The sequence below is a fragment of the Mycobacterium sp. E183 genome (genome assembly GCF_001667735.1).
Taxonomy (GTDB): domain Bacteria; phylum Actinomycetota; class Actinomycetes; order Mycobacteriales; family Mycobacteriaceae; genus Mycobacterium.
In genome coordinates this window covers 21314-33833 of record NZ_LZJN01000133.1, presented here as the reverse complement: position 1 = coordinate 33833, position 12520 = coordinate 21314, and the positions used below count along the sequence as shown (strand labels likewise).

The following is a 12520-nucleotide window of genomic DNA, read 5'->3' as shown; positions in this document are numbered from 1 at the left end:
GCGGAAATCCTGTCACACCGCCGGTCCCGGCGGTCCCGGCGGTTGGCGCTACCGCGCCCCCAACCACCTCGGCGCGCCGAATCATCTTGCAGCACAAGGGTTGTCGGCCTGCGGCAGCCGGATGCGGATGGGGCCGCTCCAGTCGTCGTCGGGATCGACGACGTTGCCGCGCTGCGTGATCTGCACGTCGCCCGATCTGGCCAGCTTCCGCGCGGCGTCGCGGGCGGCGGCCATCAAGTCGCGCCAGTTCTCGCCGCCCACGGCCCGGGCGGCGTCCGAAGGGCAGATGCTGCTCCGCGGGCCTCGATGCTCGGTCAACGCGCGGATCGACGATTCCAGCCGCCGCCCGATCGGCCCGGCTCCGAGAGCGATCTCGGCGTGGTCGGCGCCGGGACCACGACCAGCAAGGACCCGGCCGAGTTCGGCGCGCAATCGCTCACCCACCCAACCAGTGAAGGGCAACGCGGCGGTGTCCGCCACCACGTCCTCAAACCTCGGTCCGTGCGCGCCGGTGCAGCCGCTGGGTGCAGGACCTGACCGATCTGCTCGCGGCCGAACTGCCGTCCTGCCGGTTGCGCTCCGCGTTGTGCCGGCTAGCGGCCGCGCCACTGGGGCTTGCGCTTCTCGGCCCACGCCCGCAGCCCCTCGGCGACGTCCTCGGTCGCCCCGGCCACCTTGCGCATGGTCTCGCCGAAGCGGACCGCCTCGATCCAGCCCATGTTCGCCGTGCGCCACGCCACCTCTTTGGTGGCGCGTTGCGCCAGGGGAGCGGCCTCGGTGAGCGTCCGCGCCCACGCCCGGGCCTCGGCCTGCAGCTCGTCGGGATCCACCAGCTTCCAGACCAGACCGACCTCCTTGGCCCGCGCCGCGCTCATCGGCTTACCGGTCAGCAGGAGTTCCATGGCATTGGCCCAGCCGATCCGCTGGGGCAGCCGGATGGCCCCGACTATGGTCGGCACCCCGATCGACACCTCGGGAAAGGAGAAGCTGGCTTCGGTGCTGGCGATGACGAAGTCGCAGAACAGCACCCCGGTCACGCCGTAGCCGATGCACGGCCCGTGTACCGCCGCGATGGTCGGCTTGAACAGCTCCATCCCGGATTCGAAGGAGTTGATGGTCGGCTTCTCCCAGAAGGTGCCGCCGAAGGTACCGACCGATCCCTCGCCGTCCTTGAGGTCGCCGCCCGCGCAGTACACGTCGCCGTTGGCCGTCAGGATCGCGACCCAGGCGTCCAGATCGTCGCGGAACCGCTCCCACGCCGCATTCAAGTCCCGGCGGAGGGCGCCGTTGATGGCGTTGCGAGCCTCGGGCCGGTTGAGGGTGATGGTGGCGATGTGGTCGGCCAGCTCATAGGTGACGAGGCTCATGGGTTCACCCTAGGGCGGCCGACGGTCGATGCGGCCCGCGCCTATCCTGGCCAAAGTGGCCGAATTGTCCGTCGCGGAACTGCGCGCCCGCCTCGACGGTCTGACCACCCGCGACGCCGCACGCCTGGGTAGGCGCCTGAGGAACCTGCGGGGCGCGCAACCCGACGTACGGCGGCAATTCGCCGAGCAGATCGCGAACGCCGAGGCACTCGTCGCCACCCGGCGGGCCGCGGTGCCGGCGATCGCCTTCCCCGACCTCCCGGTCAGCGAGCGGCGGCAGGAGATCGCCGACGCGCTGCGCGCCAACCAGGTCGTGGTCGTCGCCGGCGAGACCGGCTCGGGCAAGACCACCCAACTGCCCAAGATCTGCCTTGAGGCCGGCCGGGGAATCCGGGGAACCATCGGGCATACCCAGCCCCGGCGGCTGGCCGCGCGCACCGTCGCGCAGCGCATCGCCGACGAACTGGGCAGCCCGCTGGGCGAGACGGTCGGCTACACCGTCCGGTTCACCGACCAGGTCAGCGACCACACCCTGGTCAAGCTGATGACCGACGGCATCCTGCTCGCCGAGATTCAGCGCGACCGCCGGCTGCTGCGCTACGACACGCTGATCCTCGACGAGGCCCACGAGCGCAGCCTGAACATCGACTTCCTCCTGGGTTACCTGCACGAGCTGCTGCCGCGCCGTCCCGACCTGAAGGTCATCGTCACCTCGGCGACCATCGAGCCGCAGCGGTTCGCGGACCACTTCGGCGGCGCGCCGATCGTGGAGGTTTCCGGACGGACGTACCCGGTGGAGATTCGCTACCGGCCGTTGGAGGTTCCGGTGTCGAGCGGTACAGCCGACGACCCGGACGACCCCGATCACGAGGTCGTGCGCACCGAGACCCGAGACGAGGTCGAGGCGATCGTCGACGCGGTCGGGGAACTGGAGGCCGAGCCCGCCGGCGACGTCCTGGTGTTCCTCTCGGGTGAACGCGAAATCCGTGATACGGCAGAGGCTTTGGGCGGACTGAGAAATACCGAGGTGCTTCCCCTGTACGCCCGGCTGCCCACCGCCGAGCAGCAGAAGGTGTTCGCGCCCCACACCGGGCGCCGGGTCGTGCTGGCGACCAACGTGGCCGAGACGTCGCTGACCGTGCCCGGCATCCGCTACGTCGTCGACCCCGGCAACGCCCGCATCTCGCGGTACAGCCGCCGCCTGAAGGTGCAGCGGCTGCCGATCGAACCCATCTCGCAGGCGTCCGCCGCGCAACGGGCCGGCCGCTGCGGCCGCGTCGCTGCCGGGGTGTGCATCCGCCTGTATTCCGAGGAGGACTTCGCGGCCCGTCCGCGGTACACCGAGCCCGAGATCCTGCGGACCAACCTCGCCGCGGTGCTGTTGCAGATGGCGGCGCTGCGGCTCGGCGAGGTGGAGAACTTTCCGTTCCTCGACCCGCCGGACCGGCGCAGCATCCGCGACGGGGTGCAACTGCTGCAGGAGTTGGGGGCGTTCGACGCCCACGGCGCCATCACCGACCTCGGGCGCCGACTGGCGCGGCTGCCCGTGGACCCCCGGCTGGGCCGGATGATCTTGCAGGCCCAGGCCGAGGGTTGCGTGCGTGAGGTGCTGGTGTTGGCCGCCGCGCTGACCATTCCCGACCCGCGGGAACGTCCCACCGACCGCGAGGAGGCGGCGCGCCAGAAGCACGCCCGCTTCACCGACGACGGTTCCGACTTCCTGTCCTACCTCAACCTCTGGCGATACCTACAAGAGAAACGAAAAGCGCTGACCGGCAACGGCTTTCGCCGGATGTGCCGAGACGAGTTCCTGCACTACCTGCGCATCCGCGAGTGGCAGGACCTGGTCGGGCAACTGCGCAGCATCGCCCGCGACCTGGGCGTCGTCGAAGACGCCGCATCCGCGGAGCCGGCCGAACCGGCGCGGGTGCACGCGGCGCTGCTGGCCGGCTTGCTGTCGCATATAGGGATGCGCCGAGAGGACGGGCGCGAGTATCTGGGCGCGCGGAACTCGCGCTTCCTGCTCGCGCCGGGCTCGGCGCTCACCAAACGGCCGCCGCGCTGGGTGGTCGTGGCGGAACTGGTCGAAACCAGCCGCCTCTACGGGCGCACCGCCGCGCGGATCCAGCCCGAGGTGGTCGAGCGGGTCGCGGGCGATCTGGTGCAACGCACCCACAGCGAGCCGCATTGGGACGCCAAGCGCGGCGAGGTGATGGCCTACGAGCGGGTGACGCTCTACGGCCTGCCACTGGTCGCGCGCCGTCGCGTCGGGTATGCCCACGTGGAGCCGGCGGTGGCGCGGGAGCTGTTCATCCGGCATGCGCTGGTGGAGGGGGACTGGCAGAGCCGCCACCGCTTCCTCCGCGACAACGCGCGGCTGCGCGCCGAGCTCGAGGAGCTCGAGGAGCGGGCCCGCCGCCGCGACCTACTTGTCGGTGACGATGAGGTCTACAGGTTCTATGACGCGCGCGTGCCCGCGGATGTCGTGTCGGCGCGCCACTTCGACGCGTGGTGGCGCAAGCAGCGCCACAAGACACCACAGCTGCTCACGTTCACTCGTGACGACCTGTTGCGCACCGGCGACACGGCCGACGCCGAGCGGCCGACCGTCTGGCGTTCGGGTGATGTCGCGCTGCCGCTGACCTACCGGTTCGAGCCGGGCGCCGCCGACGACGGCGTCACGGTGCACGTGCCGATCGACGTGCTCGCGCGGTTGGGCGGTGACGAGTTCGCCTGGCAGGTGCCGGCGCTGCGCGAGGAGCTGGTGACCGCGCTCATCCGATCACTGCCAAAGGACCTGCGCCGCAACTTCGTTCCCGCCCCCGACACCGCGCGTGCCGTGCTGGCTGGGATCGACCCGGCGGGGGAGCCGCTGCTGGAGGCGTTGCGGCGCGAACTACGCCGACGCACCGGGGTTTCGGTCCCGGTCGACGCCTTCGATCCGGACAAGCTTCCGGCGCACCTGCGGGTGACCTTCGCGGTCGAGTCCGGTGACGGCACCGAGGTCGCCCGCGGCAAGGACCTGGTCGCGTTGCAACAACGGCTGGCCGCGCCCGCCCGCCGGGCCGTCGCCCTGGCGGTCGCCGCCGAGCTGGAACGGACCGGCCTGCGCGGCTGGCCCGACGACCTCGACGCGGTGCCACCCGTCATCGAGCGAACGGTCGACGGACGTACCGTCCGCGGGTTTCCCGGTTTCGTCGACGCCGGCGGCGCCGTCGACCTGCGGGTGTTCGCGAACCCGTTGGAGCGAGACGGTGCGATGGGGCCGGGCATGCGCCGCTTGGTGCGGCTGAGCGTGCCGTCCCCGGTCAAAACCATTGAGCGGCAATTGGATCCGCGCACACGGCTCGTGCTCGGCGCGAACCCGGATGGCTCCCTGGCCGCGCTGCTCGAGGACTGCGCCGACGCGGCGACGGACGCGCTGCTGGCCGGTCCGGTGTGGAACAGGGACGAGTTCGCCGCGCTGCGCGATGGCGCGGCCGGGGCGCTGGCGCCGGCGACCGCCGACATCGTGGCCCGCGTGCAGCAGGTGCTGGCGGCCGCGCAGGACGTGCGGCTGCTCCTGCCCGGTGCGCCCGCGCCCGCGCAGGCCGACGCGATCGCCGACGTCCAGGCTCAGCTGGGCCGGCTGTTGCCGCCGGCGTTCGTCACGGCCACGGGTCGCGCCCACCTGTCCGACCTAGTCCGCTACCTGACGGCAATCCGCCGGCGCCTCGAGCGGCTGCCGTCCGCGGTCGAGGCGGACCGGGATCGGATGCGGCGGGTGCACGCCGTGCAGCACGCCTACGAAGAACTGGCGCACACGCTGTCACCCGTGCGGCGGGCGGCGGAGGACGTCCGCGACGTTGCGCGGCAGATCGAGGAATTGCGGGTCAGCCTGTGGGCGCAGCAGCTGGGCACGCCACGGCCGGTGAGCGAGCAGCGGATCTACCGCGCCATCGAGGCGCTGCGCGACAGTCCGTGAATTACCTTCCCACTCTCAACCTATAGCGCACTGGGGGGCTTGCGGCAAGGCCAGGGTGATGCCGCACAATCGCTGGCCGAAGCCATTTTTCGCTCTACAGCAGGGGGTTGGGAGTGCTGTCACCCAGGAATGTCGAACATGCGGTGCTGATAGCCGGAGGCGGCCCGACGGGACTGATGCTGGCCGGTGAATTGGCGTTGGCGGGGGTCGATGTGGCGATCCTCGAGCGGCGCCCCGACCGGAATCTCATCGGTGCGCGCGCCGGGGGTCTGCATGCGCGCACGATCGAGGTGCTCGATCAGCGCGGCATCGCCGACCGGTTTCTCGCCCGGGGCCAGGTCGCCCAGGTCGCCGGGTTCGCCCAGATTCGGCTGGACATCAGCGACTTTCCCACCCGGCATCCGTACGGTCTTGCCCTGTGGCAGAACGAGATCGAAAGCATCCTCGCCGACTGGGCAAACGAGCTCGGGGTGCGAATGCATCGGGGACAAGAGGTGACGGGCATCGCCCAGGACGCCAGCGGTGTTGACGTCACGTTGTCCGATGGCCGTTCCATGCGAGGCGGATACCTCGTCGGCTGCGACGGCGGCCGTAGCGTCGTCCGGAAAGCCGCCGGTATCGATTTCCCGGGCTGGGAGCCGACGACCAGCTACCTGCTCGCAGAGGTCGAAATGGATTACGGCACCGGCGATTCGCCCGAGTGGGGCATTCGCCACGACGCGCTCGGCGTCCATTCTCTGGCCGCGTCCGAGGGCGGCGGGCGGGTTCGTGTCATGGTCACCGAGCGGCACCTGGGACCAAACAGCGAACCCACGCTGGACGACCTGCGTGAGGGGCTCATCGCGGTCTACGGCACGGACTACGGGATCCACAGTCCCGCTTGGCTTTCCAGGTTCACCGACACGGCGCGACAGGCCGCGAGCTATCGCGCGGGGCGTGTCCTGCTGGCCGGCGACGCCGCGCATGTGCACCACCCGGTGGGCGGACAGGGTCTGAACACCGGTGTACAGGACGCGGTCAACCTGGGCTGGAAGCTGGGACAGGTGGTCGACGGCACGTCACCCGACAGCCTGCTCGACACCTACCACGCCGAACGGCACCCGGTCGCCGCGCGCGTGCTGCGCAACGCGGTCGCGCAGATGGCGCTCCTGCGCCCCGACGACCGCACCAAGGCCTTGCGCGACACCATGTCCGACGTCCTCGGCATGGACGAACCACGCAAACGGTTCGCCGCGATGATGTCGGGCCTGGACATCCGCTACGACCTCGGCGACGGACACCCGCTGCTCGGACGCCGAATGCCCGATCTCGACGTCGTCAGCGCCGACGGCCCGCTGCGGGTCTACTCGCTGTTACACCGCGCCCGGCCGGTGCTGCTCAACCTCGGTGAGCCGGGCCGATTCGATATCGGCCGGGTCCAGACGATCGACGCGGAATACGCCGGTGGTTGGGAGCTTCCGGCGCTCGGCGCGGTCGAGGCCCCTGATGCGGTGCTGATCCGGCCGGACGGACATGTCGCCTGGGTGGGCGGTTCCACCGGTGCGGGGCTTCGGGACGCGCTCGACGCCTGGTTCGGCGCGCCGTCCGCGGTCAGGCCTTAGTCGGGCGGCTCCTCCGTGGAGCCTCGAGTGGGGGCGCGCTCGCGGTCGCTGGGCTTGCCGGCGACGCCTTCGGCCTCACGATCGTCGGCGACTTTCTCCTCGAGCTGGTCAACGATGTCTTCCAGCTCCTCCGAGTGACCCCGTAGGTCCTTGTCCGGTCTCGTCATATCGCTTTCCATCGACTGTGGTCGGGTACCGCCCCGCCGGTACCCCATACCCCGTCAGCCGGACGGTAACCGGCCGTGGAGTGTGATCCTGCCATCCCCAGGCGGCAAACGCCGCGTTGAAGGGGCCCGGGGAGTGAGGGACGCGACATAACGCCGCGGCGATGGAAGTATCGCAGGGGTGGCCGATAAGAAACCGCAGACCATCTCGTACCCGGCGGCCGGTGGGCGTCCGCACCGTCACGAAACCGAATCGCTCGACCCGCACGTCATCGTCCTGTTCGGCGCGACGGGGGACCTGGCGAAACGCAAGTTGCTCCCCGGGCTGGCCTATCTGGACCAGTCCGAGCTTGCACCGGACATCCAAATCGTCGCGACGTCGTTGGAAGACATCAGCGACGACGAATTCCGGGAGATCGCGAAAGAGGCGATCGATTCGTTCGGTAGCCACAAGCTCTCGGACGAACAATGGGCCAACTTCGCGAAGATCATCACCTACATTCCGCAGGGCCGCGGGCCGGAGGCGCTGGCGGAGGCCGTCGCCGAAGCCGAAGCCAACCTGGGCCCCAAGGTCAGGCGATTGCACTACCTGTCGGTGCCGCCGAAGGCCGCGCGAGAAGTCATTTCCATGTTGCGTGAGGCGAAACTCGTCGACCGCTCGCGTGTAGTGATGGAGAAACCGTTCGGAACCGATTTGGCGAGCGCGGTCGCGCTGAACGACTTCGTGCACGAAACGTTCGAGGAATCCCAGATCTTTCGGATCGATCACTTCCTGGGCAAGGAGGCGGCCCAGAACATCCTGGCGTTCCGCTTCGCCAATGGTCTGTTCGAGCCGATCTGGAACCGCAACTTCATCGACCATATTCAGATCGACATCCCCGAAGCCCTCGGCCTGGATCAGCGGGCTAACTTCTACGAGGAGACTGGCGCCTACAAGGACATGGTGGTGACCCACCTGTTCCAGGTGATGGCGTTTGTGGTGATGGAGCCGCCGACGGCGCTGGAACCCTTTGCCATCAGCGAAGAAAAGAACAAGGTGTTCCGGTCGATGCTGCCGGTCAAGCCTTCCAACGTCGTACGCGGCCAATACGGCGGATACCGCGACGAAAAAGGCGTGGCCAAGGATTCCGACACCGAGACGTTCATCGCGCTCAAGGTCGGCATCGACAATTGGCGCTGGGCCGGCGTGCCCATCTATCTGCGCACCGGCAAGAAGATGGCCGAGGGTATCCGGATCATCTCGATCGCGTTCAAGGAGGCGCCGCGAACGATGTTCCCGCCAGGCTCGGGGGTGGGGACTCAAGGTCCCGACCACCTCACGTTCGACCTGGCCGACAACTCCAAGGTGTCGTTGTCGTTCTACGGCAAGCGGCCGGGCCCCGGCATGAAGCTGGACAAGCTGTCCATGCAGTTCTCCTCCCAGGAGATCGACACCGTCGTCGATGTGCTGGAGGCGTACGAACGGCTCATCCTGGACGCGATGCGCGGTGACCACACACTTTTCAATACCGCCGAGGGCATCGAATCGCTGTGGGAGCGTTCGCAGGAGCTGCTCGACGACCCACCGCCGGCCAAGATGTACCAGCCGGGCACGTGGGGCCCCAACGCGATTCACCAGTTGATCGCGCCGAACGCGTGGCGGCTGCCGTTCGAACGGGAATGGCGCGACGCCAAGCCCGACCGCTAGGAGCGCATTCAGCCCAGCTCGGCGCTGATGTAGGTGATGGCGTGCCGGAACCGCTTGATGATCTCGTTGTCCGGCATGACGAAGCCGTGGTCGGCGTATAGCTGCTCGGTGGGGTAGGGGGTGACCACCCAGCCGGTGGCCGCCAGGCGTTCCCCGGCGGGGTGGCGCTCCCCGTGCCACACCAGGTCGGCGACGTCGATGTCCAGTCCGTGCTTGCGCCACGCGGCGCGCATCGCCCGGGCTCGCTCGTCGGTGAACACGGCCATGTCCCTGATGTTCTCGGTGGCCAGCCGGCTACCGGGCGCGCTCAGCGCGGTGATGTTGTCCAACAGCCGGTCCTGCGCCTGCGGCGGCAGGTAGGGAAGCAGGCCTTCGGCGATCCAGGCGGTGCGCACCGACGTGTCAAAGCCTTTGTCGCGCAGCGCCGTTGGCCAATCGTCGCGCAGGTCGACAGCCACGGTCCGCCGTTCGGCGGTCGGTTCGGCGCCGAGGCGGGCCAGCGTGTCGCTCTTGAAGGCGATGACCTCGGGCTGGTCGACCTCGTAAACCACCGTGCCCGGCGACCAAGCCAACCGGTATGCCCGGGCGTCGAGTCCGGCGGCCAAGATGACGGTCTGACGTATGCCGGCTCCGCTCGCGGAGGTGAGGAAGTCGTCGAAAAACCGGGTGCGCACGGCTATTTGCTCGCGACGCTGCTGCAGGGTGAAGGGCATATCGTCGTCGTCGAGCGGGATTTCGCCGTCCAGCATGCGGACGAAGAAGGGGTGCCCGACCGCGCGTACCAAGGGCTCGGCGAACCGGTCATCGAGCAGCGGATCCGGCCCGCGGGAGGCCAGCGCGCGGGACGCGGCGACCATCGTCGCGGTCGCCCCGACGCTGGAGGCCAAGTCCCAGCTGTCGCCTTCGGTGCGTGCCGAACCAAGTGATGACACTCGCCGCTCCCTCCTGTATCCCCGCGGATCGCCTGCGCGATCACACCGCCAAGACCGAAGGGTACTTTCTGCCTATGCCGCGCTCACCACGCACCCGTTGAGCCCGACGACAGGAAGCGAATCACTCGATGGCACCGACCCTGCGCCCGCGCCGCTCCGCAGTGTACCTGCCCGGCAACAAGCCGCGGGCCTTGGAGAAGGGGAAATCGCTGCCCGCGGACGTGGTCATCTTCGACCTCGAAGATGCCGTGGGGCCCGACGCCAAAGCCGATTCGCGGGCGACGGTGTGCGAAGCGGCCTCGTCGGGCGGCTACGCGCCCCGCGAGGTCGTGGTGCGCATCAACGGCTTGGACACCGAGTGGCACGACGAGGACCTGGCGGCGGTGGCCGGTACGAGCGCACACGGCGTGCTGGTGCCCAAAGTCGAGTCGGGCGAGCAGGTCCGGGCGCTGGCCGCGACCTTGGGCAGGCTGGGCGCTCCGGATTCGTTGCAGCTGTGGGTGATGATCGAGACGCCGCGATCCTTCCTGCGGGCCGAAGAGATCGCCTCGGCCAGTGACCGATTGGCCGCGCTGGTGATCGGCACCAACGACCTGGTGAACGACCTGCATGCCCTGCACGTGCCCGGTCGCGCGCCCGTCGTCCCCGCGTTGTCCTTAGCGGTGCTGGGGGCCAGGGCGGCAGGGAAGGTGATCCTGGACGGGGTGTTCAACGACATCACCGATGAGGCCGGCTTTCGGGCCGAGGCGCGGCAGGGCCGCGAAATGGGTTTCGACGGCAAGAGTTTGATCCATCCGTCCCAGATCGGGCCCGCCAACGACCTTTTCGGTCCATCGGAGCGGGAACTCGCCGACGCCCGCAAGGTGGTGACGGCCTACCGGGAGGCGCGGGCGGCGGGGACGAGTGTCATCACGGTGGACGGTCGCATGATCGAGAGCCTGCACGTCCGCAACGCCGAACGGATCCTCGCCCTCGCCGAGATCATCGAGGAAGTGGCATCCGCGTCGTAGCCGTCCTGGCTTATTGCTTGTCGACCTTGCCCGCGATCTGACCGGCGAGCTTGACGGCCAAGTCGGCGGGATCCTTGCGGATCGCGCTGACATCGATCGCGACGTTGTTGCGGACCGTCAGCGCCCGCTGAGCGGTCATGGTGAGCAGGACGTTGCCGTTGTCGCGGATTGTCATCGTCAGCGTGGTGCTCAACGTGCCGTTGTCGTTGGAGACCGGTCCCACCTGCCAGCCCGTCTCCGGGGTGTCCTGCCCGGCCGGAGTCGTGAACTGCCGGTTGGCGCAGGCCGGCCAGCGCTGCGCCGAGGTCGCGTAGAAGGCGTTGGCTTCCTTGGGGGTCGGGAACAGCACCAGCACCTGTTCCACCTCGGGGTCCGGCTCGTTGGAATTCGGGGGAAGTGACGCAGTTTCGTCGTCGCCGCTTACCGCGGTGTAGCCGCTACCGGCATACACGGGAGCCTGCCCGGGGCCGATCGCGTAGACGCAGTCGTCGGGGAATTTCCAGCCCGCGGGCCACGGCTGCTTCGCGGCGTCGTCCTTCAGCTTGTCGTTCTTTTCCTTGCTCTTCGATCCGGTGGCGCCCAGGGCGCTGTCGAGGTCCGCGGACGTAAGCAGCAAGCCCGGCAGCGCCGCCTGCGCGACCGGCGGCCTGGTGGACGTCGTGGTCGAGGAGCCGGGAGCACCGCCGTTGCTGCCGCCGCACGCGGCAACCAGGATCCCGATGGCGGCGGCGGACATCGCGGTCGTCAGTTGGCGCATGTGTTGCTCACCCTTCGTGCCGTCGGGCCCCCGCGCGACCGGCGCATCCGCTGCCCGATGCTCAGAGGTGGACGGAAGCATAACCGCTTCGACAGCAAATTGCGTGATTCGTCGCAAAGTCTTCAACGGTTCAGCACTTAGCCGCTGTTCCGGGTTGAGCCCGCGTGGACACTCGGCGATCTGACACCGGAACCGCACCCGCGGGACGACGCCGCGTGACGAAAGCGTTCGCAGATCAAGGGTTTCCTAGGTCAACAAAGGGGCGGTTCATGGCCCGTCCGCTTGTCGCACGACGTGTCGATGAGGTGAAGAAGACCCCACAAACCGCTTCGATCCGATACGCGGGCCGGTAGGGTGCTTGCAGCAAACACATCTTCGGGGGACGGAGGAGTGTCCGATGCGGCGAGCCCGAATGAGATGCGCAGGACTGGTCGCGATCGCGATCATCGCAGCGGGATGCTCGAACGACTCGTCGCCGACGGCCTCCTCGACCAGTCAATCGGCGACCCCGAGCTCGCAGGCGCCGTCACCGTCACCGACTTTGCCGGCGCCGTCTTCCGCGCAGCCTCAGTCGTTCGACCAATCCACCTGCCTCGACATCTCCTTCGCCAAGGACAACCTGATGGTGGCCAACAACCCGGAGAAGGCGCGCAAGTACGCCGACACACTGGAGAAGTACGGCCCACCCGACAGCGTGAAGGCCGCCATCGAGCACTTCGTCACCACCGGCGGCGCACAGCCCAACGATGCCGATCTGAACAGCAACAGGGACTTGATCACCAACTGGATCAAGCAGGCCTGCCCCAACGTGAACCCTTGACGCCGGCCGCGTCTGTCCAGCGCGTGGTCGGCTAAGCCCCGCGTCTTCGCGTGGCCGAATCCGATTGCGCCAACGGGCGCGTGGATCCGAAGTGCTCTACCGTGATGGCAGCGGAGGACGGCCGCGCCTCTTACGGCGCGGGTCCCGCGGCCCGGGCCAGTCGATCAACGGCGGCCACGCGGTAGGTTGATTCGGTCCCCGGGTGATTCGAGAGGAGA

General features: G+C 68.7%; 10 protein-coding genes. 5 read left to right on the top strand and 5 right to left on the bottom strand.

Annotation, left to right across the window (positions count from 1 at the left end):
* Nucleotides 1-81: 81 nt before the first annotated feature.
* Both A5691_RS14130 and A5691_RS14125 read right to left on the bottom strand, forming a co-directional pair.
* Nucleotides 82-444 carry a DUF3253 domain-containing protein gene (locus A5691_RS14130; RefSeq protein WP_082950321.1) on the bottom strand — a complete coding sequence of 121 codons (363 nt, stop codon included), beginning with the start codon at nt 442-444 and terminating at the stop codon, nt 82-84.
* Between the two features lie 149 nt (nt 445-593).
* Nucleotides 594-1367 (bottom strand): enoyl-CoA hydratase/isomerase family protein, encoded by a 774-nt coding sequence (locus A5691_RS14125; protein WP_067750666.1) that lies wholly within the window; start codon nt 1365-1367, stop codon nt 594-596.
* 55 nt (nt 1368-1422) lie between these two features.
* On the opposite strand from A5691_RS14125, the gene hrpA reads away from it, so the two are divergent.
* Complete coding sequence (gene hrpA / locus A5691_RS14120) at nt 1423-5331, top strand: ATP-dependent RNA helicase HrpA (protein ID WP_067889693.1); 3909 nt, start codon at nt 1423-1425, stop codon at nt 5329-5331.
* Between the two features lie 113 nt (nt 5332-5444).
* Entirely contained in the window at nt 5445-6932 is a 1488-nt protein-coding gene (locus tag A5691_RS14115) for an FAD-dependent monooxygenase (protein WP_304528525.1), read from the top strand.
* On the opposite strand, the gene A5691_RS14110 is transcribed toward A5691_RS14115, so the two are convergent.
* Nucleotides 6929-7111 carry a hypothetical protein gene (locus tag A5691_RS14110; RefSeq protein ID WP_067785244.1) on the bottom strand — a complete coding sequence of 61 codons (183 nt, stop codon included), beginning with the start codon at nt 7109-7111 and terminating at the stop codon, nt 6929-6931. The two genes, A5691_RS14115 and A5691_RS14110, sit on opposite strands and share 4 nt — an antisense overlap.
* Nucleotides 7112-7277: 166 nt before the next feature.
* Between A5691_RS14110 and zwf the strand changes: the two genes are divergently transcribed.
* A complete protein-coding gene (zwf, locus tag A5691_RS14105; RefSeq protein ID WP_067750681.1) occupies nt 7278-8783 on the top strand; it encodes a glucose-6-phosphate dehydrogenase in 1506 nt (501 codons plus the stop codon).
* A gap of 8 nt (nt 8784-8791) precedes the next feature.
* Here zwf and A5691_RS14100 read toward each other — a convergent pair whose 3' ends face one another.
* Complete coding sequence (locus tag A5691_RS14100; protein WP_067887599.1) at nt 8792-9715, bottom strand: class I SAM-dependent methyltransferase; 924 nt, start codon at nt 9713-9715, stop codon at nt 8792-8794.
* A 128-nt stretch (nt 9716-9843) separates the two neighbouring features.
* On the opposite strand from A5691_RS14100, the gene A5691_RS14095 reads away from it, so the two are divergent.
* Nucleotides 9844-10725 (top strand): CoA ester lyase, encoded by an 882-nt coding sequence (locus tag A5691_RS14095; protein ID WP_068016054.1) that lies wholly within the window; start codon nt 9844-9846, stop codon nt 10723-10725.
* A 10-nt stretch (nt 10726-10735) separates the two neighbouring features.
* Here the strand turns inward: A5691_RS14095 and A5691_RS14090 are convergent, their stop codons facing one another.
* The gene (locus A5691_RS14090; protein WP_067750691.1) at nt 10736-11482 is read right to left on the bottom strand and encodes a sensor domain-containing protein; all 747 of its coding nucleotides are present in this window, start codon (nt 11480-11482) and stop codon (nt 10736-10738) included.
* Between the two features lie 412 nt (nt 11483-11894).
* Here A5691_RS14090 and A5691_RS14085 point away from each other — a divergent pair, with 412 nt between their 5' ends.
* A complete protein-coding gene (locus tag A5691_RS14085) occupies nt 11895-12302 on the top strand; it encodes a hypothetical protein (protein ID WP_067785250.1) in 408 nt (135 codons plus the stop codon).
* Nucleotides 12303-12520 lie beyond the last annotated feature (218 nt).